Origin of the sequence: Curtobacterium sp. 24E2, from assembly GCF_016925595.1 — a bacterium.
GTDB lineage: Bacteria > Actinomycetota > Actinomycetes > Actinomycetales > Microbacteriaceae > Curtobacterium.
The window spans coordinates 45,826-70,907 of record NZ_CP068987.1; the positions used below are offsets into that span (position 1 = coordinate 45,826).

Here is a 25,082-nt window from a genome sequence, read left to right on the forward strand (position 1 = left end):
GTGCCCACCTACTCGTACCGTTGCACCGAGTGCGACAACGCGTTCGACATCAAGCAGTCGTTCTCCGACGCCACCCTGACCGAGTGCCCGGTGTGCGGCGGTGTCCTGCGCAAGGTGTTCTCGCCCGTCGGCGTGACCTTCAACGGCGGCGGCTTCTACCGCACCGACTCCCGCCCGGCGCCGAAGTCCGAGGGCTCGTCGAGCACGCCGGCCAAGTCGGAGCCGAAGTCCACTCCGGCCAAGAGCGAGTCGAAGCCGAGCACGCCGAAGCCCAGCGCCTCCTGACCGAGAGAACTCCTCGCCGATAGGTTGATGGGGTCGCCGTCCGGCGACTGTCCTCGACCGGAAGGAGTCCCGTGAAGGGCTTCAAGGAGTTCCTGCTCCGCGGCAACGTCATCGACCTGGCCGTCGCAGTCGTCATCGGTGCTGCGTTCACCGCGATCGTCACCGCGATCGTCACCAGCCTCATCAACCCCCTGATCGGCGCGGTCTTCAACGCCTCGAGCCTCGACAAGGCGCTCGTCTGGTCCATCCCGACGGTCTCCGGCGGAAGCGCGAAGATCCTGTTCGGCGCGATCATCGGCGCGGTCATCAACTTCGTGATCGTCGCCGCCGTCGTGTACTTCGCCCTCGTCGTGCCCGTGAACCACCTGAAGAAGGTGGCGTTCGAGCGCGTCAAGAACGACGAAGAGCAGACCCCGCAGGACGTGCCCCCGACGGACGTCGAGGTGCTGCTCGAGATCCGCGACCTGCTGCGCTCCCAGAACGGTGTCCCGACGAGCACGGGGACCGGCGCGCACATCGCTCCGAACACCGCTCCCGAGGGACCCGGCATCGGCGGCCCGACGAAGCTCTAGCAGGGGCATCCCCGCCGACGGCGCCGCGATCGCGCCCCTCCACGGCCTTCGCGCCCCGACTCTTCGGAGCGCGATGCCCGTTCGGGGGCGCGATCGTGCGCTACCGGCCGCAGCCGGCGGCACGGTGCTGCCGGGGGCGCGTCAGGCGGCGGTGACCGCTCGGCGCTTCGCGAACATCGCCGTCGCGTACTGGATGCCCGCCAGGACGTGCCCCACGGTGCCGAGGTAGACGAAGACCAGTGCGACGACCCGCACCCACGGCGCGTTCTCATCGACGGCGTGCACGGCCGAGAACAGCAGCACCGGCAGCCCGACGAAGAGCAGCGCGGAGCGGATCTTGCCGGTCCACGTGACGTCGAGGTCCGGGTTGCCGTGGAACAGCACGCTCGACAGCACCACGAGCACCAGGTCGACGAGCACCACGACGGCGACGACCCACCACGGCAGCAGGCCGGTGAGCACGAGCGACAGCACGATCGCGATGATGGCGAGTCGGTCGGCGACGGGGTCGATCGCCTTGCCGAGCTTCGAGCCCTGGTCGAACTTGCGTGCGATGAAGCCGTCCGCCCAGTCGCTCACGCCGATGACGACGAGTGCGACCAACGCCCAGCCGGGGTGTCCGGCGACGACGAGCCACACGAAGACCGGGATCAGCAGCAGCCGGAACAGCGAGATCAGGTTCGGCCAGGTCTGCCAGTCGGGGCGCTGCCGCACGGTGTCAGTCATCGCAGGCCAGGCTACCTGTTACCAGTGCGGCGGGACGTCCCGCCGGAGCTGGTCGTCGTTCTCGCCGTCGCGGTGTCGCGCCGGTTCCGGCGGCGGCGCCGGGTCGTAGCCCGGCACCGGCTGGGTGGTGACGCGTCTGCGACGCCGCACCGGGCCTCCCGACAGGTCGTCCGTGTCGCGTCCGGTCGACGCTGCTGGACCGGGAGGCGCGACTGACGACGCGTCGTCGGCCCGCGTCCACGTGCCCACCAGCTGGTCCGCCTCCGGCGTCACCGGACCGGCGGGCCGGGAGGCCCGCCGACTCGGCCGTTCGGTCATCGGCGTGCGGGGATCGGGGGATCGAGATCTCCTGCGTGGCGCCACGGTCGACGCCGAGCACGGCGGCGACGGTGTTCGCGACGCGGTCCGGGTCGGAGAACAGCTGGAACGCGTGCACGCGGACGTAGTGCCATCCGAGTCGGCGCAGGACCTCCGGGCGGAGGCGCAGTGACTCGCGCAGCGACCCCTTGACCAGCGACGCGTCGGTCTCGATCGTGACGCAGACACCGCCGTGCGCGGCCACCAGGCCGAGCTTGCCGCGGTGCCCGAGCGCGACCGGGATGCCACGCATCTCGAGTCTGCGGGCCAGGTCGACGAGCAGCGGGTCGGAGTCGTCCGGCACGTACTCGGCGGTGGTGCGCGCACGCACCTCGGCCAGGATCTCGGCGAGGGCGACCGTGCCGTGCCCCATGCGCTCGGCCTCGATGTCGGACGGCTGGAAGCACGTCACGATCACCATCGAGCGGCGCGCACGGGTCATCGCGACCGCGAGCAACCGCTCGCCGCCGGGCTTGCCGAGCGGACCGAAGTCGCGCAGGACACGGCCGTGCGGGGTGCGGCCGTAGCCGATGGAGAAGACGACGCGGTCGCGGCTCTGCGCGACCGACTGCTCGAGCGTCGCCACGATGAACGGCTCGGCGCGGTCACCGATGACGAACTCGGTCAGGTCCTTGTGGCCCTGCGCCGCGGTCAGCACGGCCTGCTCGACGCGCACGGCGTGCTTCGCCGAGGCGGTGATGACCATGAGCGACTCGCTCGGACGGGTGCGGGCGTGGTCGATGACGAGTCGGACGACGCGGTCCACCTCGGCGTCGACGCTCTCGACGGCGCCGGACTCGGGGTCCGGCACGGCCTTGCCGTCGCTGACGTAGTCGAGCGCGATCGATCCGTGCCCGAGGAACGAGCCGGCCCACGGCAGCGACTCGATCTTGCCGCCGTAGAAGCGACGGTTCACGAGTTCGGCCAGGTCCTCGCCGCCGGCGCGGTACGACCGCGAGAGCGACAGGGTCGGCAGCAGCGTGGAGAGCTTCGCCAGTGCGGAGTCGGCGTGGAAGGCGTCGAGGGTGCCCTCGTCGACCTGCAGCGCACGGTGCTCGGGGTCGACGGCGATGCGGAACGGCGACGGTGTCTGCGTGACCGGGTCACCGAAGACGACGGTCTGGCGCGCACGACGGACGGCCCCGACGGTCTCGGCGATCGTCACGGCCCCGGCGTCGACCAGGATCACGGTGTCGAACGGCATCGTGTCGGCGATCTGGGAGACCTCGTACGGGCTCGCGAGCCACACGGGAGCGATCGACCGGGACAGGTGGGGTGCGGAGTCCTGGAGCAGGCGCGAGGTGATCGCACCCTCGCGCAGCTGGGTCTTCAGCGCCGTGGCCTCTTCCGGCCAGTCGACGAGCCCGACCTTCCAGTTCTCGGCGAGCTGCCACGCCAGGCCCTGGGAGACCCCGGCCGCGTGGGCGTCGTCGACGAGGCGGAAGTCGGCCTCGACCCGGTCGAGCATGTCGGTGTTCGCGCCGAGCAGCGCCCGGTCGGACTCGAGCATCGTCTCGAGGGCGGACTGCCACCAGGCCAGTTCGAGCTCGGCCGGTACCTGCAGGTCCGGTACGTGGCGGTTCGCCAGGTCGGTGATGAGCGGCTCGAGCTGCAGGTCGCGCAGGGTCTGCATGAGCTCGGTGCGCTCCTGCAGGTTGTGCAGGACGTCGGACTCGGCCGCGAGCTCGGCGATGGTGGGGACGAGCTGGTCGACCGGGGTGTTCGCGAGCTGCCGGTCGCGCTCGGTCCGGCCGAGCGGCTCGTCGAGGCGCGCGAGGTCCTCGGCGACGTTCGAGAACAGCACCTGCACATCCGCGATGCCCGTGGGCACCTCGGGGTTCACGCCAGCGGCGACGTAGCGCTGCCAGAGCACCCGCTGCTGCTGCACCCGGGTCAGGGCCTCGTGCAGGTCGGAGACGTGCACGCCGGGGCGGACGTACTCACGTGCGAGCTTCTTCAGGCGACGACGGTTCGTCGACGACATCGGAGCGCCCTCGCCGCGCGGGGCGGTGGCGGCGACGAGCTCGGACACCGAGCGGTCGAAGACCACCGGCAGGAAGCGGTCGAGGGTGTCACGGATCTCGGTGAGCAGGCGCAGGTAGATGCCGAGCTCGTTGATCGTCGTGAACTGGCGCATGTGCGTCGAGCTCACGAGGTCGTGTGCTCGGCGGAGCAGCGTCGGCAGCCCGTCGGAGTCGAGGTCCTTCGCGATGCGGTGCGCGCGCTGGGCGCCGTCGCTGGTGGAGAACTTCGCGCCGTACCAGGGCGAGTCGTCGGGACCGTAGCGGAACTCACCGAGGTTGGCCGCGCTGACCATCGTCTCGGCGACGCGCGAGCGCCCTCCACCATGGACGCCACGGACTGCTTCGACAGCCGCGCGGTCGTCGACGGCGGGACCGGCAGGAGGGACAGGCGCGAGAGTTCGACCAGGCAGTCGAGCACCGAGACGCCGAAGTCGGCGTCCTTGCGGGTGAGCGAACCGCGGTAGTCCTTCAGGACCTTGCGGAGCCGGACCAGGGCGTCGTCGACCTCGCGCAGGTTCGGACGGGCCGCCTTCTCGTTCCGGGCGATGGCACGGACGACGTCACGGCGCAGGGTCGACGGTGTGACCGCGACGCCGGGCAGCTGGACCTCGCCGAAGCGCGCCGCGATGCCGCGCAGGGTCGCACGGCGCGGGCTCACCACGAGGACGCGCTTGTTCGCGGCGACCAGGCCGCCCAGGGCGTTCACGATCGTCTGGGTGCCGCCGGTGCCCGGCAGGGTCTTGACGACGATGGAGTTGCCGGCCGCGATCTGCGCGATCACGTTCTCCTGCTCGTCGTCGGCGTCGAGCAGCAGGGTGTCGGTCTCCGGGCTGCGCTCGTCGGACGGGGTCTGCTCGACCGGGTGATACGACTGCTCGACCTGCCACTTGGCGCTCGGGTTGCCGGCCAGGGCGTCGAGCACGGGGTGGGACAGGTCGCCGGTGTCCTCGACCAGGCCGGTCGCGACCTCGGCGAAGGTGGAGACCACGAGCCGGGCGTGCACGGAGAAACCGGGGATGTGCGCGGTCAGGCCGCGCAGCCGGTCGATGACGGGGTTCGGCGTGAACGAGCCGTCCTGCTGCGCGAGTGCCACGAAGGACTGCGCGTCGAGGATGACGCCGAACTGCTCGTGCAGCGCATCGGCGAGACCGGGGTTGAGCACGGGTTCGCCGAGGAGCCGGACCTCGAAGTCACGGCCGTGGCGACGGATCGCCAGCGGGCGCAGGAGCACCGGGCCGCGGAACTGCTCGTCGCCGTGCTTCCAGTCGGCCATGCCGATGCCGAGCTTCACGGCGTCGATCCCGCGCACCGTGGCGAGCTCGGTGCCCTTCGCCTCGACCTGGCCGGCGGCGACGCGGGCCGCACGGAGCGCCACCTCGTCGCGGATCAGGCTGGACAGCAGGGTGGTCTTGCCGGTGATGAACTGGGCGAGGCCGCCCGGGTGCGTCGTCGACAGTTCGATGCGCGCGCGGGGGTGGTCGCTGAAATGGGTGAGCGGGCTCGTGCCGCCGACGCCGGTGAGCTGGCCGCGCCAGCCGTCCCACGTCGGTTCGGCCGCGTTGCCCGCCTGCAGCCGGGGATCGCCGAGGCTGATCGCCTGCGGGCTGGTCAGCTGCAGTTCCGGGCGGAGCGTACGGTCCGGTTCGTCGTCGGTCCGGTCCTCGTCCACGTCCTGCTGCTCGTCTCGGTCGTCTCGCTCGTCGCGGTGGTCTCGCTGACCGCGGTCGTCTCGCTCGTCGTCGGGGCGCTCATGGGCACCCTCGACGGGGACGTCGTCGTTCACGTCGTCCTCACCGTCGGTCACCCTGTCCGCTCGCCACACATCCGACACTGTAGGCGGGAACGAGCGCCCTCTCTGGCAATGAACCGAGGTTTCGGGGTTTCCGGTACACGGCGTCAGGCGTCCGATCCGACGCGACAGACCTCCGATCGGCCGTCCGACACGTCCGATGTGGTACCAACGGGGCATGGCCATCGACGACCGCACCACCCCGTCCGCCCCCACGCCGAACCGGCGTCGATCGGTCCCCGCCGAGATCTCCCGCTCGTGGCTGCTCGTCTCCGGCACCGCGACCGACCGGTTCGAGAAGTCGCAGCGGTCCCGCGCCGACCAGATCATCCTGGACATCGAGGACGCCGTCGACCCCGCCGCCAAGCCCTCGGCACGGCAGGGCGTCGCCGCGTGGCTGGCCGGCGGCGGTGAGGCCTGGGTCCGGATCAACGACGTCACGACCGACTTCTGGGCCGACGACGTCGAAGAACTCCGTGGGCTGCCCGGGCTGCAGGGCGTGATGCTCGCCAAGACCGAGTCCCCCGCCCAGGTCACCGACACGTGGCACCGGCTCGGCGGCCAGACCCCGGTCATCGCGCTGGTCGAGTCGGCGCTCGGCATCGAGGAGTCCGTCTCGATCGCGCGGGCGCAGGGCGCGTTCCGGCTGGCGTTCGGCTCGGGCGACTACCGCCGCGACACCGGCACGAGCGCCGACACCCTGGCGATGGCGTACCCGCGGTCGAAGCTCGTCGTCGCGTCGCGCGTCGGCGACCTGCCCGGCCCGATCGACGGCCCGACGGTGGGGTCGTCGCACCCGATCCTGCGCGAGCAGTCCCAGGTCGCGGTGTCGCTCGGCCTGACCGGCAAGCTCTGCCTGGACACCGAGCAGCTGCCCGTCATCAACGAGGTCATCTCCCCCACGCCGACCGACGTCGCCTGGGCGCAGGACTTCCTCGACGACTTCGAGGCCCGCGGCAAGGTCATCCGCGACGGTTCCGACCTGCCCCGCCTGGGTCGGGCGCAGAAGATCCAGCGGCTCGCACAGGCGTTCGGCGTGGAAGCGCGGTAGGACTGCTCCCATGACCTGGTCCAACGTCCCCGGCGGTCCGCCGCAGTCCTCGCCCGGCCCCCAGGACCCGCAGCGCGCGGCCTGGGAGCGCAGCGGCACCACGTTGTTCCCGCCGGCGAAGCTCGCCGACCGGATCTCCACCGTGCTGCTGCTGGCCTTCGGTGCCGTGATGACGATCGTCACCGCCGTCGTCGGCATCATCGCGGTCATCTCGGCGACCGCGACCTGCGATGCCTCGGCCGGGTGCTCGCCCGGCGGGTACATCGGCGGCACGGCCATCGCCGTCGGCGGCGCGTTCGTGATCGGCGTCGCCACGATCGTGCTCGCGATCGGCGCGTGGATCCGTCGGAAGTCGTCGTGGTGGATCGCCGCGGTCGGCTTCGTGCTCGCGATCGCCGTGATCACGTGGGGCGGGGTCGTCTTCGCGAACGCCGCCGACGACGAGACCGCGTCGTCCTCGGTGTCCGCGAGCGCCTAGCCCCGACGCGCACCACGCTTCCGACAGGACACGAGGTGATCACCTCGTGTCCTGTCGTGTTGCGGGTGCGCGCAGTGCGCGGGTCCGACACGGCGTAGCGTCCACGGCATGGTGACGGTGTCGCGGACGACGGTCGCGGTGGTCGGTGGCGGCCCCGCCGGGGTCGTCCTCGGGCTGCTGCTCGCCCGGGCCGGCATCGACGTGCGCGTCATCGAGCAGCACGACGACTTCAACCGGGACTTCCGGGGCGACACCGTGCACGCCTCGACGATCCGGCTGCTCGACGAGCTCGGCCTCGGCGAGCGCTTCCGGGCCCTGCCGCAGTCACGGCTCGACGACTTCTCCCTGCCGATGCCCGACGGGTCGCGGCTGCTGCTCGGCGACTTCTCACGGCTCGATCCCCCGTACGACCACGTGGCGATGGTGCCGCAGTGGGACCTGCTCGACCTGCTCGTCACCGCTGCGCGGCAGGAACCGTCTTTCGAGATCTCGATGGGCCTCGCGGCGACCGGGCTCATCGAGGAGAACGGCGTCGTCACCGGGGTCCACCTCCGCCCGCGCGACGGCAGCGGCGAACCCGAGGAGCTCCGCGCCGACGTCGTGGTCGCCTGCGACGGACGGAACTCGGTGCTGCGCCGAGCAGCGGGGTTCGTGCCGCGGGCGTTCCCGGTGCCGTTCGACACCTGGTGGTTCCGGCTCCCTCGGCGGTCGGGCGACGCGGCGAGCGCCCTGACCCCCGCGTTCTCGGGGAGGACGTGCTGCTGAGCTTCCCGCGGCCCGACTACCACCAGGTCGCCTACTTCGCCCCGAAGGGCTCGGACGCGACGCTGCGGGCCGAGGGCGTCGTTGCCTTCCGGGAGCGGGTGGCCCGGCTCCGTCCGGACTTCGCCGACCGGGTCGACACGATCGGGTCGATGGACGACGTGCACGTGCTCGACGTCCGGATGGACCGGCTGCGGCGGTGGTGGCGGCCGGGGCTGCTGTGCATCGGCGACGCGGCGCACGCGATGTCACCCGCGGGTGGGGTGGGGATCAACCTCGCGGTGCAGGACGCCGTGGCGACGGCCGCGATCCTGGTTCCGTCGTTGCGGCGCGGGCTCGGTGGTGCGGGGCTGGACGGTGCGCTGGCCGCGGTGCAGCGTCGTCGGAGGCCGCCGGCAGTGGTCGTCCAGTCGGCGCAGGCCGTGCTGCACCGCGTCGTGTTCGAGCGGGCCTTCGCCGGACGGCTGCAGGACGGGCCACCGCTGCTGCCCGTGCTGCTCGCCCGGTACGTGCCGCCGTCGCGGGGCCTCTACGCCCGGGGCATCGCGTTCGGGCCGCTGCCGGAGCACGCGTCCAGCTGGGCGCGGCGCTGAGCGACCGACGCAGAACGGAGTGGGTGCGGTGGACGGGACCGGACGGCAGACGGGAGGCGCGGGGCGGGGCCGCCACGGGCCTCCCGGTCGGCGGGCGGTCACCACCACTGCGCGACGCACCCTGTGCGCGACCGCGCACCCCCGGCGCATGCTGGGGCCATGAAGCAACGAGTCATCGGAGACGTGTCGGTCAGCGCCATCGGTCTGGGCGGGATGCCCATGTCGATCGAGGGGCGCCCCGACGAACGACAGTCCATCGCGACCATCCACGCCGCGCTCGAGAACGGTGTCACGCTCATCGACACCGCGGACGCGTACCACCTGGCCGCCCACGACGAGGTGGGGCACAACGAGGAGCTCATCGCCCGGGCGGTCCGCGAGTTCCACGGCGACACCGAGTCGATCCTCATCGCCACGAAGGGCGGCCACCTGCGACCGGAGGCCGGCGCCTGGGCGCAGAACGGCCACCCGGAGTACCTGAAGCAGGCGGCGAGGGCGTCGGCGAAGCGCCTCGGCGTCGAGGCGATCGGCCTGTACCAGTTCCACCGTCCGGACCCCGCCGTCCCGTACGCCGAGTCGGTCGGCGCGCTCGGCGAGCTGCTCGACGAGGGCGTCATCCGGATGGCCGGCATCTCGAACGCGGATCCCGACCAGATCCGGACGGCGAACGAGGTCCTCGACGGACGACTCGCCTCGGTGCAGAACCAGTTCTCACCGAAGTTCCGGTCGAGCGAGCCGGAACTCGAGCTCTGCGACGAGCTCGGGATCGCGTTCCTGCCGTGGAGCCCGCTCGGTGGCATCGCGAACGCCGCCGACCTCGGCACCGCCTACGAGGACTTCGCGTACATCGCACGCGACCGCGGTGTGACCCCGCAGGTCATCGCGCTCGCGTGGGAGCTGCAGAAGAGCGACGTGGTCGTCCCGATCCCCGGGGCGTCGCGGCCGCAGTCGATCCTCGACTCGTTGACCGCACCGACCGTGAAGCTGCGACCGGAGGACGTCGCCCGTCTGGACGCGTCGCAGCCGGCGGCCGTCTGACGCGTCCCCGGCACGACGACGCCCCGCAGTTCCGGTCGGAGCTGCGGGGCGTCGTCGTGTGGTGCTGGTGCGCTGCGACGTCGGGCTAGTTGCTCGGGCAGACCGCCGAGACCTCGTTCAGTGATGACTGCACGTCGGTCTGGGCGTCCTTCGCCTCGGCGGAGTCGCTCGAGCCGCTGGAGGTGAGCGCCGAGGCGTACTCCTTCGCGTCCTCGGTGAAGTCCTCGAAGGCGTCGTGGACGTCGTCGTTGGTGACCTTCGGCAGCGCTGCGTCGAGACGGTCGGTGAACTCGCCGACCAGCTTCGCGCGGGCTGCGGGGTCCGCCGGCGCCGAGGACGACGTCTGCTCGGCGATGAACGACCGGAGCTCGTTCTCGACCAGGGCGCACGCCTCGGTCTTGGTCTGCGCGGGAGCGGCGGCCGACGTCTTCGACGGGGCGGAGGTCTTCGACGGAGCAGACGTGTCCGCCGAGTCGCCGTCGTCCGACGACCCGCCGGAGCAGCCCGCCAGCAGCGCCACGGCGACGAGCGCCGTGGTCACCGCGGTGAGGGTGCGGCGCATCAGGAGTTGCACTCCTTCTGGAAGGCGTTGCCGGCGTCCTGCACCTTGGTGCTGGACTTCGTGAGCGCCGAGACGTCGGCCGACTGCGGGTCCTTCGCGATGTCCTCGATCTGGTCGACGAGGTCGCCGTAGGCGTCCTCGAACGCCTCGCCCTTGTCCTGCAGGGCGTCGTCGGACAGGTCGTCGACGCCGTCGGAGATCTTCTCGTCGAGCTCCTTGAGCTTCGTGACGGCGGCGTCCGGGTCGGACTGCAGGTTCGCGGCCTCGGACTGCACGCCCTCGGCGGCGGTCTTGACCGTCTTCTCGAACTGGGTGCACTGGTCGGCCTTCGACGGCCCGGTCGAGCAACCGGCGAGCAGGGTGAGCGCGAGGCCGGCGGTGGCGAGCGCGATGAGCGTGTTCTTCGGCATGGTGGAGAGTCCCCCTCGATCGGTCCGCACTCCCCGGATGAGGTGCAGATCCGTCATCGAGCGTACATGGGGCACTCACAGGATGACCGGCTGCCCGGCGTACCGTCGAGGGCATGCGCGCCATCACGTTCGACGACACCACCATGTCCGTGACCGACCTGCCCGACCCGGTGCCCGCCGCGGGTGAGGTGCTCATCGAGGTCGCTGCCGCCGGGGTGAACAACGCCGACCTGCAGCAGCGCGCGGGGAACTACCCGCCGCCGCCCGGGGCCTCGGAGATCCTCGGGCTCGAGGTCTCCGGCACCGTCCGGGCCCTCGGCGAGGGGTGACCTCGGTGGCCGTCGGCGACCGCGTGTGCGCCCTGCTGTCCGGCGGCGGCTACGCCTCGCTCGTCGTGGCTCCCGCGACGCAGGTGCTGCCGGTCCCCGACTCGGTCGACCTGGTCGAGGCTGCCGGCCTGCCCGAAGCCGCCTGCACCGTGTACTCGAACATCGGCATGCTCGCCGGACTCCGCCCCGGCCAGACGCTGCTCGTGCACGGAGGCACCGGCGGCATGGGCTCGCACGCCGTCCTGTGGGCGAAGGCCCTCGGCGCCACGGTCATCGCGACGAGCGGCGGTGACCGCAAGGTCCAGGCGTCGCGTGACCTCGGCGCGGACCTGGTGGTCGACCACCGCGCCGAGGACTTCGTGGAGCGCGTCCTGGCGTTCACGGACGGCGTCGGGGTCGACGTGGTGCTCGACGTCGTCGGACCGTCGTACCTGGCGCGGAACCTGCAGGCCCTCGCACCCAACGGGCACATCGCCGTCATCGCCTCGGGCAGCGGCAGCACCGCCGAGCTCGACCTCGGCGCGCTGATGCGGAAGCGGGCGTCGATCAGCGGGACGACCCTGCGCGCCCGGCCGCTCGCCGAGAAGGCCGCGATCGTCGCCGCCGTCCGTGAGCACGTCTGGCCCTTCGTCGCCGACGGCAGCGTCCGACCGGTGATCGACACCGTCCTGCCGCTCGCCGACATCGAGGAGGCACACCGGAAGGTCCGCGACGGCGAGGTCGTCGGGAAGGTGCTGCTGACGCTCTAGGCGTGGACGCGGGAGAGGAACTCGACCAGCGCCGGATGCTGCGGGGCGTCCAGGACCTCGGCGGGGACGCCCTGCTCGACGACCTCGCCCCGGTGCAGGAACACGATCCGGTCGGCCACGTTCCGTGCGAAGTGCATCTCGTGCGTGGTCATCAGGATCGTCGATCCCTGCCGCTTCAGCTCGGTGACCAGGTCGAGCACCTCACCGACGAGCTGGGGGTCGAGCGCGCTCGTGACCTCGTCGAGCAGCAGGAGCTCGGGGTCGGACGCGATCGCCCGGACGATGGCCACACGCTGCTGCTGCCCGCCGGAGAGCCGGTCCGGGTAGGCGTCGGCGAACTCTGCCAGCCCGATCCGTTCGAGCAGCCGACGCGCGGTCGCCTCCGCCTGCGCTCGACCGACGCCGTGCACCTGCCGCGAGGCGAGCGTCACGTTGTCGAGCACGCGCATGTGCGGGAACAGGTTGAACTGCTGGAAGACCACGCCGATCCGCGCCCGGACGCCGTCGACGGCGATGCGGGGATCGGCGATGTCGGTCCCCTGCAGCAGGATCTCGCCGTCGTCGATGCCCTCGAGCAGGTTCACCGTCTTGAGCAGGGTCGACTTGCCCGAGCCGGACGCCCCGATGACGCAGATGACCTCGTGGCGGTGCAGCGTCAGGTCGATGCCGCGCAGGACCTCGTGCTCGCCGAAGGCCTTGCGCAACCCGCGCAGTTCGAGGACCGCAGCGTCCGCACCCGACGCACCACGGGCCTCCTGGCCGACCTCGCTCATACGGTCCCTCCGATCTGCTCGCGCCGCTGCTGGCGGCGCGCGATCGCGTCCGTGACGCGGATCAGCGGCAGGCTGATCACCACGAACAGCAGCCCCGCGACGAAGTACGGCGTGAAGTTGTAGGTCTCCGCCTGCGCGATCTGCGCCGAACGGACCGCGTCGACGGCGCCGAGGATCGACACCAGACCGACGTCCTTCTGCATCGAGACGAAGTCGTTCATCAGTGCCGGTGTGACCTTGCGGATCGCCTGCGGCAGCACCACGAGCCGCAGCGTCTTGGCGTGCGAGAGCCCGAGCGACCGCGCGGCCAGACGCTGCGAGGGGTGCACGGCCTCCATGCCGGCACGCAGGACCTCGGCGATGTACGACGAGTACGTCAGGACGATCGCGATCGTGCCCCAGACCTCGGCGGGCAGCCGCGGGAACACCCCGAGACCGGGAATCCCGTAGCCGACCAGGTACAGCACGATGATGAGCGGCAGGCCGCGGAACAGGTCCGTGTACCCGGTGGCGAGCATCCGCAGCGGGAAGAAGACCGGGTTCCGCAGGCCCCGCACCACGGCGAGCAGGGTGCCGAACACGGCGACGCCGATGGCACTGAAGAACAGGATGCGCACGTTCAGCCAGAGGCCCAGCAGGATGTCCGGGAAGCTGTCGATCGCGGTCTGCGGGTCGAAGAACGACTGCTGGACCGCTGCCCAGCCGGGGGTGTTCACGACACCGAAGTAGGCGATCGCGATCACCACGAGCGTCGACACCACCGACACCACGATCGACCGGCGTCCACGCTGCCGACGGTAGAGCCGCCGCTCGGCCTCGACCTGGCTCGGCGCGGCTGCGGCGACCGCGGTACCGGCGCCTGCTGGCACGGTCATGCGGTTACTTCAGGACCGGGGTGTTGGTCTCCGAGGAGAGCCACTTGGTCTGCAGGTCCTCGAGCGTGCCGTCGTCCGTCAGCGACTTGAGCGCCTTGTCGACCTTGCTCGTGAGCTCCGAGCCCTTCGGCAGGACGAAGCCGAACTGGTCGCCCTTGCCGTCCGACGGGAACTGCGCCGACACCGCGCCGTCGTCGAGCTGCGCTGCCGCCATGTAGAACGCCGTCGGCAGGTCGGTGACGATCGCGTCGATCTGGCCCGACTTCAGTGCGAGCACGGCGTCGTCGTTCGAGTTGAAGACCTGCGGAGTGACCCCCAGCACGCTCTTCACGCTGGCGATCGACGTGGACCCGGTGGCGACGCCGATCGCGTCCTTCTTCAGCGCGGCGATGCTCGTGTCGTCGACGGCCTTCGAGGTGCTGGTCGTCACCACGGCCTGCGTCGTCGTGTAGTAGGCGCTCGACATGTCGACGGCCTTCTTGCGCTTGGCGTCGATCGAGAACTGCTGGACGTTGAGGTCCCAGTCCTTCGGACCCGGCGCGATCGCGCTGTCGAAGGTGCTGCGCTTCCAGACGACGTCGGACTTGCTGTAGCCCATCTCCTTCGCGACCGCGTAGGCGACGGCGGACTCGAAGCCCTTGCCGGACTCCGGCTTGTTGTCCTCGATCCACGGCGAGTACGCCGGCTCACCGGTGGCGATCGTCAGCTTGCCGTCGGTGACGGTGCCGTCTTCGTTGCTGCCGCTGCCGGCGGCGCACGACGTCAGGGCGAGGGCGGCGACCGCGGCTGTTGCGACGGCGAGGGTGAGGCGGAGGGGTCGGGTCACGGTCGGGCCTTCGTGCGAGGGGTGGGGGCAGGTGGAAGTGTACTTCGCGGTGGGATACCAACGCGAAACGGAGTCGCGGTACTACTCGGCCTCGTCCGCCATCGTGAAGTCCTCGAACGAGAAGCCCGGTGACACCAGGCAGCTCAGCAGCACCTCGCCGTCGTTCGGGATCGTCCGCTGCCACACGCCGCCGCGTACGAACGCCTGCGCGTCGTTCACCCGGTCACGTCCGGCGTCGGGCCCGAGGGTGATCCGCGCACCGGGCTCGGGAGCATCGTCGGATCCACCGAGTTCGAGCTCGACGGTGTCCGGCCCGTGCCACATCCAGATCTCGTCGCTCGTCACCCGGTGCCAGGCCGAGGCCTCGCCCGGGGGCAGCAGGAAGTGGATCAGGGTCGCGGCGGGACGGTCCCCGGCGGGTGTCGTCACCGTGGCCGGCGAGGTCCAGGTGCGGACGTACCAACCGCCCTCGGGGTGCGGTTCCATGCCGAGGGCGATGGCACGCTTCGGCACGTCGAGCCACTCGATCAGTTCGCCGTCGACGGTGCGACGGGCGGCCATGCCGGGGCGGGGTGCGGTCTCGGTCATGATTCCTCCACAGGGATGACAGGGCGGGCAGGGCGGTCGGGCGATGACGTGGGCACGCCGGTCAGTGCTCCGTCGACGGCGCGGACGACCCCACGGATGACGGTCGCGGACGCACGCCCGGCACCGTCCTCGACGAGCTCGGCGAGTGCGTCGGGCACGGTCCGGGCGTCGACGTCGAAGACGGCCAGGTCGGCGCGGGCCCCCACGGCGAGGTGACCGATGCGGTCCGGCCCGACGGCGAGGCCCATGGCGTGGGCACCACCGAGGGTCGCCGCTGACAGGAGCCGCTCGTGCAGGTCGCGGTGGCCGTACCCCTGGGCGCGGGCGATCCGGTGCAGCGCGGTGACGTCGGCCATCAGGTCGAGGGACGGCGACGACGACAGCGAGTCGGTGCCGATGGCGATCGGGCTGCCCTCGCGCAGGTAGTCGGCGACCGGTGGCGGATCGAGGCCGATGACGGCGTTCGACCGCGGGCACAGTGCGACGGCGGTGCCGCGAGCGCGCAGGAGCGCCCGGTCGGCAGCGGTCATGTAGACGCCGTGCGCGATGTGGCAGTCCGGGCCGAGTACCCCGAGCCGGTCGACGAACGCGGTGGCACTCGCGCCGAAGCCCAGGGCTCGCAGCGCCCGGAACGAGGGCACGTTCGCCAGGTGCCAGTCGTTGCCGTGGCCGACGCCGTCGACGCCGTCCAGTCCGGGGACCGGCCCCAGGGCGATGCGCTCACCCTCGAAGGCGGCCTCGCCCAGGTGCAGGTGCAGCCTGAGTCCGCGCTGCCGGACGATGTCGGGGAGCTCGAGCAGGGGCGCGACGTCGAGCGAGTACGGCGCGTGCGGTGACAGCCCGGCGCCGGGGGTGGTCGGGATCCGGGCGAGTTCGTCGAGCACCTGGTCGCGGCCGTGCGACTGCCAGGCGTCGTTCTCCCAGTCCATCACCTCCCAGTAGGCGATGCCGCCGAGCCCGTACGTCTCGAGCGCGGTGGAGGCCTCGATGTCGGTGACGATGTCCGCGATGCTCGTCACGCCGGCGAGGATCGACGCCTCGGCACCGGCCGCAGCCTCGGCCCGCCAGTCGTGGGGTTCGGCGTAGTCCTCGTTGAACGCGACCGCCCAGTCCTCGAATCCGTCGTACTGGCGGCGTCCGACACTAGCCATGCCGGTGTACTGCAGGTGCGAGTGCGCGTTGACGAGGCCCGGCAGGAGGGCCCCTCGCCACTGCCGTTCGGTGAACGTCGCACCCGAGCCGGCGAGCTGGTCGACGACCCACGACCGGTCGCCGACGTGCAGGATGCGGCCGTCCTGCACGGCTACGGCGCCGTCGGCGATCGGGGGCGCGGTCATCGGCACGACGACGCGCGCCGAGTGCACGACGACGGAGTGGTCGGCACGCGGGTGCGCGGCGCTCGGGGGCGCGGCGCTCATGCGGGGTCTCCGAAACGGCGAGTCCGGACGTCCGGCTCGCGGTCCGCAGGGTGTTCGGCTGGAAGGCCGGGAGGAACGGGGCGCGCTCCGAACGCGGCGAGCGCCACGCGGGCGGTCGCGTCGTCGACCGCGGGGTCGATGGGCACGACGGCTCGCTCGAGTTCGTCGCCCCGCTCGAGCAGCATGCGGACGGCCCCGAGCTGCGCGGCGAAGGACAGGTCCATGATCTCGATCGGGTTGCCCTCGGCCGCCGTGATGTTGATGCAGCCGCCGCGGTCGAGCACGATCGGTCCGCCCTCGGCGTCGGGGAACACGAGGCGTTCGGCCTTCGGGCCCACTGGCCGCAGTTCGGCTCCGGCGGCGCGGGCGTCGTCGAGCGCGACCTCGTGGTCGACCCCGCCCGCGGCGGCGACGACGGCCCCGTCCGCGCACGAGCGCAGCACCCGCAGGTCGATGGTGTCGGCGACCCCGGTGGCGCTCACCACGAGGTCGGCGTCCTGCACGGCCTCGGCGAGCGGCGCGACGGCGTGGCCGGCGAACAGCGCCTGCAGGGCGCGCACGGGATCCGTCTCGGCGACCGTGACCCGGAGACCGAGGGCGGACAGCACCAGCGCGACCCCTTCGCCGACGTGCCCGAACCCGGCGACGACCGCCGCGCCTCCCGACCGCACTCGGTGCGTGCCGGACGGGAGCCCGTCGACCAGGTCGAGCGCCGCGAACACCGTCGACTGCCCGGTGCCGTACCGGTTGTCGAAGAACGTCTTGGTGCGGGCGTCGTTGACGGCGACCACGGGGATGTAGAGCTCGCCCCGCGACGCCATCACGCGCAGGGGTCGGAGGCCGCTCGTGGTCTCCTCGGCCGCGCCGAGCATCGTCGGCAGCAGGTCCGGACGCTCCTGGTGGGCGAGTCGGATGACGTGCGAACCGTCGTCGAGCAGGATGTGCGGCCGGGTGTCGAGCATCGCGAGGGCGAGCGCCTTCTGCTCCGGCAGCGACGCTGCGCTGTTCGCGTGCACCGTGAGACCCGCTGCCCGGAGCGACGCGGCCACGGCGTCGTCGGTCTCGTCGGCGTGTGCGTAGACGACGACCTCGGCACCAGCGTCGCGGAGGAGCAGGCTCAGCACCGCGGTCTTCGGCTCGAGGAACATCGCGACGCCGATGCGGGTGCCGCGGAGCAGTCCGCCGTCGCGGAGTTCGGCGGCGACCGCGCGCGAGACGGGCATCGAGCGTCGCGCCCAGCGCAGCCGGGCGTCGGCGGCCGGGTCGTCCTCGGGGTCGCGACCGGTGGAGACGAGGAAGACGTCGTCGGAGAGCATCGGGACGCCGAGCACGCCGGGGCGGGCGGTGACGACGGGGCCGAAGGCGTCCTCGTCGACGGCGGGCAGGTGCCGGCCGGCGTCGATCACGATGAGCGTGGCGCCGCGGGGGCGGTCCGCCTCGCGCTCGATGACGGGGGTGGAGTCGTCGGGGGAACCGAGGCACCAGAGCTGGTCGATCGGCTCGTGCTCCGCGGCCGGACGGGCACCGAGTCCGGTGAGCAGCCCGTGCAGTGCCGCGGTGTCGCGGGGGTCGCCACCGACGATGCGGAACCGGCGGGCTGCGACGAGCAGGTTCGTGACCGCGGCGAAGCGTCGGACTGCTGCCGACGCCCAGGATCGCGTCTCGGGGTCGGGTCCTGGCGGCATGCCCCAATCGTAGGGAATGCGCGGGGGTCCGCCGACGTACTGTCTGGGCATGAGCGATGCATCCACGACCGGAGTGTTCGACAAGGTGACGATGTTCGGTGCGGACTGGTGCCGCGACTGCCGCCGGTCCAAGGCGCTGCTCGACACCCTCGGCGTCGACTACGAGTACGTCGACGTCGAGCAGGACCTGTCGGCGGCCGACCGTGCCGAGGCGATCAGCGGGCGGAAGAACATCCCCGTCGTGGTGCTGCCGAACGGCAAGCACTTCGTCGAGCCGTCGGACGCGGAGCTGCGCGCCGAGCTCGAGGCCTCCGGCGCCGTCTGAGCTGCGGCCGGCTCCAGCCGGCCGCACGGTCGGCCGCTTCCGCGAAAGCGACAGTGTGCCGCCGAACATCGGCGGCACACTGTCGCGCTGGCGGCACCGACCGTGCGACGGGACGAGATCTGTCGCCTTCGCGGGATGCTCTGGGATCAACCCGGCCGGGAGGCACGGTGCGCGCCCGACGCGCACCGCGCCTCCCGGCCGTGGTCGCGTCCAGAGCCAGCCTGTCGCCGTCGGGCGCGCTGGCGCTCCGCGCTCCCGCGAAAGCGACAGTGTGCCGCCGAACACCGGCGGCACACTGTCGCCTTCGCAGACCTGACCGGCGGAAGACGGCGACTTCTGTCGCTTTCGCACGAGGCGCCACGACTCGGCCGGGCGGACATCGGATGAATCGGGCATCATGAGGGCGTGATCATCGACGCTCACCACCACCTCTGGGACCCCGCCGACCGGCCGTACCCCTGGATGGACGACTCCGTCGCCCCGATCCGCCGCCGGTTCGACGTGGACGACCTCCGAGCGGCGACGCGGGACACCGGCGTGACGCGGACCATCGTCGTGCAGGCCGTGCACGATCCCGGCGAGACCGCCTGGCTGCTCGAACAGCCCGGACCGGTCGCGGGCGTCGTCGGCTGGGTGGACCTCACCGCGCCGGACGTGGCCGACCGGATCGCCGCCGTCCGTGCGCTGCCGGGCGGGCAGCGTCTGGCGGGCATCCGGCACCAGGCGCAGGACGAACCGGATCCGGGCTGGCTCGCCCGCCCGGACGTCGCCCGCGGGGTGCGCGCCCTCGCTGGTGCCGGCCTGGTGTTCGACGTCCTCGTCCGAGCGCGGGAGCACGCCGCTGCGCTGACCCTGGTCGACGCCGTCCCCGACGCATCGTTCGTGCTGGACCACGCCGGCAAGCCGGACATCGCGCACGACGATGCCGAGTCGGCGGCGGCCTGGCGCGGACGGATGACCGACTTCGCCGCACGCCCGAACGTCACGTGCAAGGTCTCCGGCCTGTTCACCGAGGCCGGCCTCGACTGGCGCGACGGCCCGGTCGACCGGTACGTGCGCGAGGTCGTGGAGCAGTTCGGTCCTGATCGGTCGCTGTTCGGCTCGGACTGGCCGGTGTCGACCCTGGCGTCCGGGTACGCCGAGGTCGTGCAGCGGACCACGGACGCCCTCGCCGACCTGTCGACGACCGAGCACGAGGCCGTCTTCAGCGGCACCGCGGAGCGCATCTACCTTGTCCCGATGACCACGCAGACATAGGATGTTTCTGGCTGCACTGGCGCAGCCGGAGAGCGAGGAACGATGCAGTTCGCACGACTCGGCCCGGTGGGGAGCGAGATCCCCGTGGCCATCGACATCGACGGCGAGGTCTTCGACCTCCGCTCGATCACCAGTGACATCAGCGGGGCCTTCCTGGCCTCGGACCCGGTCGGCCGCGTCGACCACGCGCGCAGCGCCGGCGACCTGACGATCATCGGCCGCGACCGGGCCGACGGCATGCGGCGCGGAGCGCCGATCGCACGCCCCGGCAAGGTCGTGTGCATCGGCCTGAACTACCGCGACCACGCCGCCGAGACCGGCGCCGACATCCCCACCGAACCGATCGTGTTCATGAAGGACCCGATGACGGTGATCGGCCCCGACGACGAGGTCCTGATCCCCCGGAACAGCACGAAGACCGATTGGGAGATCGAGCTCGCGATCGTCATCGGCCGCACGGCTCGGTACTGCGAGACCGATGCGGACGCCGAGGCCTCCATCGCCGGCTACGCCATCGCGAACGACGTGTCCGAGCGCGAGTTCCAGCTCGAGCGCGGTGGACAGTGGGACAAGGGCAAGTCCTGCGAGACCTTCAACCCGCTCGGGCCGTGGCTGGTGACACCCGGGTCGCTCGCCGCCGCCGGCCTCGACCCTGCGGCACTCGCGCTCCGACTGACCGTCAACGGCGAGGTCCGCCAGGACGGCACCACCGCCGACATGATCTTCCGGCCTGTGGAGATCGTCCGGTACCTGTCGCAGTTCATGGTGCTGTACCCCGGCGACGTCATCAGCACGGGGACCCCGGCGGGCGTCGCGCTGGCCGGACACGCGCCCTACCTGCAGCCCGGCGACGTCGTCGAGCTCACCGCTGACGGGCTCGGCTCGCAGCGCCAGACGGTCGGAGCAGCCTGATGGCGGACGCAACCGGCAGCACCGGCAGCACCGGCAGCACCGGCGGCACCGGCGGCACCGGCGGCACCGGCTCCGGCCGCGCCGGCTCCGGCCGCGCCAGCAGCGCCGGCAGCCACGCCGGCGTCCGGGCGATCGTCACCGGCGGCGCGTCCGGCATCGGCGCAGCGATCGCCGCCGCCCTGCAGGACCGCGGTGCGACGGTCGCCGTGCTCGACCTCCAGCCGTCGACCGTCGAGGGGTTCCTCTCGGTCACGTGCGACGTCAGCGACGACGCCTCGGTCCGCACCGCCGTCGCCACCGCCGTCGAGCAGCTCGGCGGCCTCGACGTCCTGGTCAACAACGCCGGCATCGGCGCACAGGGCACGATCGAGGACAACGACGACGACGAGTGGCGCCGCGTGTACGAGGTCAACGTCCTCGGCGCTGTCCGGCTGTCGCGGGCCGCGCTCCCCATCTGCGGGCGTCGGGCAACGCGAGCATCGTGAACACCTGCTCGATCGCCGCCACCGCCGGGCTGCCCCAGCGGGCGCTCTACTCGGCGACCAAGGGTGCGATCGCCGCGCTGACCCGCGCGATGGCCGCCGACCACATCCGTGAGGGCATCCGCGTCAACGCCGTCAACCCCGGAACGGCCGACACCCCGTGGGTCGCGCGGTTGCTGTCCACCGCGGGCGACCCGGCCGCCGAACGCGCAGCGCTCGAGGCCCGGCAGCCGCACGGCCGGCTCGTGCAGGCGGAGGAGGTCGCCGAGGCGGTCGCCTACCTGACGAGCCCGCTCGCCCGGTCGACGACGGGCGTCGACCTGGCCGTCGACGGCGGGATGCAGGCCCTCCGGCTGCGGCCCGCCTGATGGTCGGGCCGTGACGACCGGGAGGCCCGGCTATCGTCGACCTGTCGGCTCGCGTCCGCGAGCGGGCCGGGATCAGGAGGTGGTGACGTGGCGTCGCTGACCGACGATGCGATCGCACGCATCCAGCAGATGATCGTGAGCGGTGAGCTCCAACCCGGGCAGCGCCTCCCGCCCGAGAAGGAACTGAGCGAGTCGCTCGGCCTGTCCCGGAACAGCCTGCGTGAAGCGGTGAAGGCCCTCGAGCTCATCCGCGTGCTCGACGTCCGCCGCGGCGACGGCACCTACGTGACGTCGCTGGAACCCGGCGTCCTGCTCGAGGCCGTGTCGTTCGTCGTCGACATGCACCACGACCGGTCCCTCGTCGACCTGCTCGAGGTCCGCCGCATCCTCGAGCCCGCGTCCGCCGTCCTGGCCACCGCGCGGGCCTCGGAGCAGCAGATCGACGAGCTCGCCACGCTGATGCAGTCCGTCGGCGAGGACACCGGCGTCGAGGACCTGGTGGCGCACGACCTGCTGTTCCACTCGACGATCGCGGGCATCGGCGGCAACCAGTACCTGTCCGGGCTGCTCGACGCGCTGTCGAGCAAGACCGTGCGGGTGCGGGTCTGGCGCGGGCTGACGCAGAACGGTTCGGTGCAGCGCACCCTCGACGAGCACGCCGCCATCGTGGACGCCATCCGACGCCGGGACCCGCAGCTCGTGCAGGCGCTCGTGGTGTCGCACGTCGAGGGCGTCGAGCGCTGGTTGCGGCGCTCCCTCGACTGAAACCGAGAACGCGTGCAGGTGGGTGGGTGTTGTGTCGGGCGTCGGCCCTGACTCCGGCAACCATGCCGCGGCAACCGCACCCACGAGGAGGAAACCGTGCTCGGTCTCATCATCAGCTTGATCATCGTCGGACTCATCGCCGGCGCCATCGCCCGGCTCGTCGTCCCCGGCAAGCAGCACATCTCGATCCCCATGACCATCCTGCTGGGCATCATCGGCTCGTTCGTGGGCGGGTTCCTCGGGTTCCTGATCTTCCAGCACGACCCGATGGACGGCTTCTTCCAGCCGGCCGGCATCATCGGTTCGATCATCGGCGCCATCATCGTGCTGATCATCTACGTCCGCTTCTCGGGTCGCAGCGCCAAGACCCGCTAGGCACCAGCACCCCGCCGGGCACGACCCGGCGCACAACCGAAGTCACCCCGAACCGCGCATCCGTGCGGTTCGGGGTGACTTTGGTTGTGCGGGGCTCAGTCGCTGAGCAGGCCAGCGGCGCGCAGGTCCTCCCACAGGGCCTCCGGCACCACGGCCACGGCCCGGGCGACGTTCGAGCGCACCTGCTCGGCGGACTGCGCGCCGAGGGCGATCGCGGCGACCGCAGCCGCACGGCGCGGGAACGCCAGCGCCGCTTCGGGCAGCGTGACCCCGTGCCGCGCGCAGACGTCGGCGATCGCGTTCGCCCGCGCGACGAGTGCCGCCGGCGCCGTGGCGTAGTCGTACGTCGCCGTGGCGTCCGGCCGGTCCTGCCCGAGTAGTCCCGAGTTGTAGACACCGACCGCGACGACCGCGACGCCGAGCGAGGCGCACCGGTCGACGAGGTCCGCCGCCGGCTGTTCGAGCAGTGTGTACCGTCCCGCGAGCATGACCACGTCGCAGAGCCCGGTGGACACCGCGGCGTCGAGGGCTCCGACCGAGTTCGACCCGACGCCGACGGCCCGGACGACACCCTCGTCCCGCAGCTCGGCGAGCGTCGGCAGCGCCTGCGTCAGGCCGTCCTCGAGCGAGTACACGTCGGGGTCGTGCAGGTACGCGATGTCGACGTGGTCGAGTCCGAGCCGTCCGAGCGACTCGTCCAACGACCGCCGTACGCCCATCGGCGACGGGTCCCACTGCCGCACGGTGTCGTTCGGCACCGCGAACCCGCCGGAGGCCAGGTCGTCGCCGTCACCCCGCCCGGGGACGAGCAGCCGCCCGACCTTCGTCGACACCAGGAACGAGTCGCGCGGACGGTCGGCGAGCGCCGCCCCGAGCCGCCGCTCCGACAGCCCGAGGCCGTAGTGCGGCGCGGTGTCGAACCCGCGCACGCCGGCGTCCCAGGCGGCGTCGACCGTGGCACGGGCGTCGTCGTCGGACACCGGGCGCAGCAGGTTGCCGATGCCGGCGCCGCCGAACCAGAACGGACCGCGGTCGAGGTCGAGGTCCGTCATACGTCCACCTGGTCCGCCAGGGACCAGACCCGCGGCACGCCGTCGTCGTTCCCCGAGTAGTCGTCGTCGGCTTCGAGCAGGGGGTTGATGGTCTCCTGCCACTCCGCGTTGACCGGGTCGTCGGCGAGCACCCGGCGCATCGCGCAGTAGTCCTCGACCTCGATGAGGTGGACCAGGTCCTGCCCGTCCCGCCACACCGTCCAGTCGTGCACGCCGGCCTCACGCAGTCGGGCCGCGAGCGCGGGCGGGATCGAAGCGTGCACGGCGTCGTACGCGGCCTCGTTCCCCGCCCGCAGTCGGGTCCTCGACAGGATGCGCTGCATCAGTCGCGCAGGAACAGTTCGACCACCGGCACGGCGACATCGGGTCGCACGATCGGCAGCGTGAGCGTCAGCGTCCCCGCCGGCTGCCCGCCGAGCCCGGTGTTCTGCGCACGGGTCCCCGGCGGGATCTCGCGGAAGTGCAGCTCCGACGCGTCGTTGAGCAGTTGGGCGTAGGCGACGCGTCCGGCCAGGTCGGGCAGGTGCACGTGCTCGAACGGCCATGCGAACAGGTGCAGGTACAGGCGGTTGCCGTTCTGCGTGTACACGGTGTTGTGCGGCGCGACGAACGACGACGGTCCGGCGCCGTAGACGGAGCGGGCGTGCTGGTGCATCCACGTCCCGATGCCGTCGAGGGTCCGGCGCGAGACCCCGTCGAACTCGCCACGACCGGTGGGGCCGATGTTGAGCAGCATGTTCCCGTTGTTCGAGACGCCGTCGACGAGCATGCGGACGAGCAGGTCGACGGGCTTGAGGTTCACGTTGTCGCGGTCGTAGCCCCACGACCCGTTGAGCGTCTGGCAGGCCTCCCACGGCACCTGGGCACCGTCGACCTCCATCGGCTTGTCCGGCTGGTACTGCTCCGGGGTGACGATGTCGCCCGGCAGGTCGAGCCGGTCGTTGACGATGATGCCGGGCTGGAGCCGCCTGGTCAGTTCAAGCAGTTCCGCGGATCCCCAGTCGTCGCGACCCTTGCCACCCCAGATGTCCTCGTGGTCGTTGTCCCGGTACGAGAAGTCGTAGAACAGGTAGTCGATCTGCCCGTAGTCCGACAACAGCTCAGACACCTGCCCGTGCAGGTACTCCCGGTAGCGCGACATGTCACGGCCCTGGTTGAACGCCTCGATCTCCTCGGGCGAGTCGTCGCGCCTCGGGTGCACGCCGTCGACGGTGAAGTCCGGGTGGTGCCAGTCGATGAGCGAGTGGTAGAAGCCGACCCGCAGCCCCTCGGCCCGGACGGCGTCGACGAACTCGCGCACGATGTCGCGGCCGAACGGGGTGTTCGTGGACTTGTAGTCGGTGAGCTTGCTGTCCCAGAGGCAGAAGCCCTCGTGGTGCTTCGTGGTGAGCACGACGTACTTCATGCCGGCTTCGCGAGCACGGCGGGCCCAGTCGGCGGCGTCGAACAGGTCGGGGTCGAAGTGGTCGAAGTACTTCTGGTAGTCGGCGTCGGTGATCCGTTCGCGGTTCTTCACCCACTCGTGCCGTGCCGGCAGGGCGTACAGCCCCCAGTGGATGAACATGCCGAACCGGTCGTGGGTGAACCAGGCGGGCAGGCCGCTCGCGTCGGTCGCGGTCTGCGGCTCTGCAGGTGCGGTGATGGTCATGAGGCCAG

The 25,082-nt window shown here is 71.6% G+C and carries 24 protein-coding genes and 3 pseudogenes; 14 read left to right on the top strand and 13 right to left on the bottom strand.

Annotated elements, in window-relative coordinates; translation table 11 throughout:
• Both JN350_RS00205 and mscL read left to right on the top strand, forming a co-directional pair.
• The gene (locus JN350_RS00205; RefSeq protein ID WP_205463168.1) at positions 1-285 is read left to right on the top strand and encodes an FmdB family zinc ribbon protein; all 285 of its coding nucleotides are present in this window, start codon (positions 1-3) and stop codon (positions 283-285) included.
• A gap of 71 nt (positions 286-356) precedes the next feature.
• The gene (gene mscL, locus JN350_RS00210) at positions 357-857 is read left to right on the top strand and encodes a large conductance mechanosensitive channel protein MscL (protein WP_205463169.1); all 501 of its coding nucleotides are present in this window, start codon (positions 357-359) and stop codon (positions 855-857) included.
• A gap of 141 nt (positions 858-998) precedes the next feature.
• Here the strand turns inward: mscL and JN350_RS00215 are convergent, their stop codons facing one another.
• Complete coding sequence (locus tag JN350_RS00215) at positions 999-1,583, bottom strand: CDP-alcohol phosphatidyltransferase family protein (protein ID WP_205463170.1); 585 nt, start codon at positions 1,581-1,583, stop codon at positions 999-1,001.
• 334 nt (positions 1,584-1,917) lie between these two features.
• A pseudogene (locus JN350_RS00220) lies at positions 1,918-5,633 on the bottom strand (AAA family ATPase); the annotation flags it as partial.
• Positions 5,634-5,931: 298 nt separating this feature from the next.
• On the opposite strand from JN350_RS00220, the gene JN350_RS00225 reads away from it, so the two are divergent.
• The 5 genes from JN350_RS00225 (at position 5,932) to JN350_RS00240 (ending at position 9,675) form a co-directional block, all read left to right on the top strand.
• On the top strand, positions 5,932-6,804 hold the full coding sequence (locus tag JN350_RS00225) for an HpcH/HpaI aldolase/citrate lyase family protein (RefSeq protein ID WP_111086303.1): 873 nt from the start codon (positions 5,932-5,934) through the stop codon (positions 6,802-6,804).
• A gap of 10 nt (positions 6,805-6,814) precedes the next feature.
• The gene (locus JN350_RS00230) at positions 6,815-7,282 is read left to right on the top strand and encodes a DUF6264 family protein (RefSeq protein WP_111086304.1); all 468 of its coding nucleotides are present in this window, start codon (positions 6,815-6,817) and stop codon (positions 7,280-7,282) included.
• 108 nt (positions 7,283-7,390) lie between these two features.
• Complete coding sequence (locus tag JN350_RS19975) at positions 7,391-8,047, top strand: FAD-dependent monooxygenase (protein ID WP_275898006.1); 657 nt, start codon at positions 7,391-7,393, stop codon at positions 8,045-8,047.
• The gene (locus JN350_RS19980; RefSeq protein ID WP_275898007.1) at positions 8,038-8,637 is read left to right on the top strand and encodes an FAD-dependent monooxygenase; all 600 of its coding nucleotides are present in this window, start codon (positions 8,038-8,040) and stop codon (positions 8,635-8,637) included. The genes JN350_RS19975 and JN350_RS19980 overlap by 10 nt, the downstream gene beginning before the upstream one ends.
• A gap of 159 nt (positions 8,638-8,796) precedes the next feature.
• Positions 8,797-9,675, top strand: a complete 879-nt coding sequence (locus tag JN350_RS00240; protein ID WP_205463171.1) for an aldo/keto reductase — start codon at positions 8,797-8,799, stop codon at positions 9,673-9,675.
• A gap of 85 nt (positions 9,676-9,760) precedes the next feature.
• Here JN350_RS00240 and JN350_RS00245 read toward each other — a convergent pair whose 3' ends face one another.
• On the bottom strand, positions 9,761-10,237 hold the full coding sequence (locus tag JN350_RS00245) for a hypothetical protein (protein ID WP_205463172.1): 477 nt from the start codon (positions 10,235-10,237) through the stop codon (positions 9,761-9,763).
• Positions 10,237-10,704 (bottom strand): hypothetical protein, encoded by a 468-nt coding sequence (locus JN350_RS00250; protein WP_205463173.1) that lies wholly within the window; start codon positions 10,702-10,704, stop codon positions 10,237-10,239. Before JN350_RS00250 ends, JN350_RS00245 begins: the two co-directional genes overlap by 1 nt.
• Positions 10,705-10,760: 56 nt before the next feature.
• Here JN350_RS00250 and JN350_RS00255 point away from each other — a divergent pair.
• Positions 10,761-11,725 (top strand): annotated as a pseudogene (locus JN350_RS00255) (NAD(P)H-quinone oxidoreductase).
• On the opposite strand, the gene JN350_RS00260 reads toward JN350_RS00255, so the two are convergent.
• The 6 genes from JN350_RS00260 to JN350_RS00285 all read right to left on the bottom strand — a co-directional run bounded on the left by JN350_RS00260 (position 11,722) and on the right by JN350_RS00285 (position 17,890).
• On the bottom strand, positions 11,722-12,498 hold the full coding sequence (locus JN350_RS00260; RefSeq protein WP_205463174.1) for an amino acid ABC transporter ATP-binding protein: 777 nt from the start codon (positions 12,496-12,498) through the stop codon (positions 11,722-11,724). The pseudogene JN350_RS00255 and the gene JN350_RS00260 sit on opposite strands and share 4 nt — an antisense overlap.
• A complete protein-coding gene (locus tag JN350_RS00265) occupies positions 12,495-13,373 on the bottom strand; it encodes an amino acid ABC transporter permease (RefSeq protein ID WP_205463175.1) in 879 nt (292 codons plus the stop codon). Before JN350_RS00265 ends, JN350_RS00260 begins: the two co-directional genes overlap by 4 nt.
• Positions 13,374-13,377: 4 nt before the next feature.
• A complete protein-coding gene (locus tag JN350_RS00270) occupies positions 13,378-14,199 on the bottom strand; it encodes an ABC transporter substrate-binding protein (protein ID WP_205463176.1) in 822 nt (273 codons plus the stop codon).
• A gap of 81 nt (positions 14,200-14,280) precedes the next feature.
• Complete coding sequence (locus tag JN350_RS00275; RefSeq protein ID WP_240347446.1) at positions 14,281-14,787, bottom strand: cupin domain-containing protein; 507 nt, start codon at positions 14,785-14,787, stop codon at positions 14,281-14,283.
• A complete protein-coding gene (locus JN350_RS00280; RefSeq protein WP_240347447.1) occupies positions 14,784-16,205 on the bottom strand; it encodes an amidohydrolase family protein in 1,422 nt (473 codons plus the stop codon). The genes JN350_RS00275 and JN350_RS00280 overlap by 4 nt, the downstream gene beginning before the upstream one ends.
• Positions 16,202-17,890 (bottom strand): adenosylhomocysteinase, encoded by a 1,689-nt coding sequence (locus tag JN350_RS00285; protein WP_205463177.1) that lies wholly within the window; start codon positions 17,888-17,890, stop codon positions 16,202-16,204. The genes JN350_RS00280 and JN350_RS00285 overlap by 4 nt, the downstream gene beginning before the upstream one ends.
• Before the next feature lie 49 nt (positions 17,891-17,939).
• Here JN350_RS00285 and JN350_RS00290 point away from each other — a divergent pair, with 49 nt between their 5' ends.
• The 6 genes and pseudogenes from JN350_RS00290 (at position 17,940) to JN350_RS00315 (ending at position 22,374) form a co-directional block, all read left to right on the top strand.
• On the top strand, positions 17,940-18,215 hold the full coding sequence (locus JN350_RS00290) for a glutaredoxin family protein (RefSeq protein ID WP_205463178.1): 276 nt from the start codon (positions 17,940-17,942) through the stop codon (positions 18,213-18,215).
• A gap of 405 nt (positions 18,216-18,620) precedes the next feature.
• Positions 18,621-19,472, top strand: coding sequence for an amidohydrolase family protein (locus JN350_RS00295; RefSeq protein ID WP_205463179.1), 852 nt, complete (start codon positions 18,621-18,623; stop codon positions 19,470-19,472).
• A gap of 42 nt (positions 19,473-19,514) precedes the next feature.
• Positions 19,515-20,384, top strand: coding sequence for a fumarylacetoacetate hydrolase family protein (locus JN350_RS00300; protein ID WP_205463180.1), 870 nt, complete (start codon positions 19,515-19,517; stop codon positions 20,382-20,384).
• Positions 20,384-21,234, top strand: a pseudogene (locus JN350_RS00305) (SDR family NAD(P)-dependent oxidoreductase). The gene JN350_RS00300 and the pseudogene JN350_RS00305 overlap by 1 nt, the downstream one beginning before the upstream one ends.
• A gap of 87 nt (positions 21,235-21,321) precedes the next feature.
• Positions 21,322-21,999 (top strand): FadR/GntR family transcriptional regulator, encoded by a 678-nt coding sequence (locus JN350_RS00310; RefSeq protein WP_111086323.1) that lies wholly within the window; start codon positions 21,322-21,324, stop codon positions 21,997-21,999.
• 96 nt (positions 22,000-22,095) lie between these two features.
• Positions 22,096-22,374, top strand: coding sequence for a GlsB/YeaQ/YmgE family stress response membrane protein (locus tag JN350_RS00315; protein ID WP_205463181.1), 279 nt, complete (start codon positions 22,096-22,098; stop codon positions 22,372-22,374).
• 95 nt (positions 22,375-22,469) lie between these two features.
• On the opposite strand, the gene JN350_RS00320 is transcribed toward JN350_RS00315, so the two are convergent.
• The 3 genes from JN350_RS00320 to JN350_RS00330 are packed head-to-tail and all read right to left on the bottom strand — an operon-like array spanning position 22,470 to position 25,074.
• A complete protein-coding gene (locus JN350_RS00320) occupies positions 22,470-23,426 on the bottom strand; it encodes an aldo/keto reductase (RefSeq protein WP_205463182.1) in 957 nt (318 codons plus the stop codon).
• A complete protein-coding gene (locus JN350_RS00325; protein ID WP_205463183.1) occupies positions 23,423-23,749 on the bottom strand; it encodes an L-rhamnose mutarotase in 327 nt (108 codons plus the stop codon). The genes JN350_RS00320 and JN350_RS00325 overlap by 4 nt, the downstream gene beginning before the upstream one ends.
• A complete protein-coding gene (locus JN350_RS00330; RefSeq protein WP_205463184.1) occupies positions 23,749-25,074 on the bottom strand; it encodes an alpha-L-fucosidase in 1,326 nt (441 codons plus the stop codon). Before JN350_RS00330 ends, JN350_RS00325 begins: the two co-directional genes overlap by 1 nt.
• Between the last annotated feature and the right edge of the window lie 8 nt (positions 25,075-25,082).

Bases quoted from the DNA above. Each gene is read 5' to 3' on its own strand.
- JN350_RS00215 (WP_205463170.1), bottom strand. From the start codon at position 1,583: ATGACTGACACCGTGCGGCAGCGCCCCGACTGGCAGACCTGGCCGAAC.
- JN350_RS00225 (WP_111086303.1), top strand. From the start codon at position 5,932: ATGGCCATCGACGACCGCACCACCCCGTCCGCCCCCACGCCGAACCGG.
- JN350_RS00230 (WP_111086304.1), top strand. From the start codon at position 6,815: ATGACCTGGTCCAACGTCCCCGGCGGTCCGCCGCAGTCCTCGCCCGGC.
- JN350_RS19975 (WP_275898006.1), top strand. From the start codon at position 7,391: ATGGTGACGGTGTCGCGGACGACGGTCGCGGTGGTCGGTGGCGGCCCC.
- JN350_RS00240 (WP_205463171.1), top strand. From the start codon at position 8,797: ATGAAGCAACGAGTCATCGGAGACGTGTCGGTCAGCGCCATCGGTCTG.
- JN350_RS00245 (WP_205463172.1), bottom strand. From the start codon at position 10,237: ATGCGCCGCACCCTCACCGCGGTGACCACGGCGCTCGTCGCCGTGGCG.
- JN350_RS00250 (WP_205463173.1), bottom strand. From the start codon at position 10,704: ATGACGGATCTGCACCTCATCCGGGGAGTGCGGACCGATCGAGGGGGA.
- JN350_RS00260 (WP_205463174.1), bottom strand. From the start codon at position 12,498: ATGAGCGAGGTCGGCCAGGAGGCCCGTGGTGCGTCGGGTGCGGACGCT.
- JN350_RS00265 (WP_205463175.1), bottom strand. From the start codon at position 13,373: ATGACCGTGCCAGCAGGCGCCGGTACCGCGGTCGCCGCAGCCGCGCCG.
- JN350_RS00275 (WP_240347446.1), bottom strand. From the start codon at position 14,787: ATGACCGAGACCGCACCCCGCCCCGGCATGGCCGCCCGTCGCACCGTC.
- JN350_RS00280 (WP_240347447.1), bottom strand. From the start codon at position 16,205: ATGAGCGCCGCGCCCCCGAGCGCCGCGCACCCGCGTGCCGACCACTCC.
- JN350_RS00285 (WP_205463177.1), bottom strand. From the start codon at position 17,890: ATGCCGCCAGGACCCGACCCCGAGACGCGATCCTGGGCGTCGGCAGCA.
- JN350_RS00290 (WP_205463178.1), top strand. From the start codon at position 17,940: ATGAGCGATGCATCCACGACCGGAGTGTTCGACAAGGTGACGATGTTC.
- JN350_RS00300 (WP_205463180.1), top strand. From the start codon at position 19,515: ATGCAGTTCGCACGACTCGGCCCGGTGGGGAGCGAGATCCCCGTGGCC.
- JN350_RS00320 (WP_205463182.1), bottom strand. From the start codon at position 23,426: ATGACGGACCTCGACCTCGACCGCGGTCCGTTCTGGTTCGGCGGCGCC.
- JN350_RS00325 (WP_205463183.1), bottom strand. From the start codon at position 23,749: ATGCAGCGCATCCTGTCGAGGACCCGACTGCGGGCGGGGAACGAGGCC.
- JN350_RS00330 (WP_205463184.1), bottom strand. From the start codon at position 25,074: ATGACCATCACCGCACCTGCAGAGCCGCAGACCGCGACCGACGCGAGC.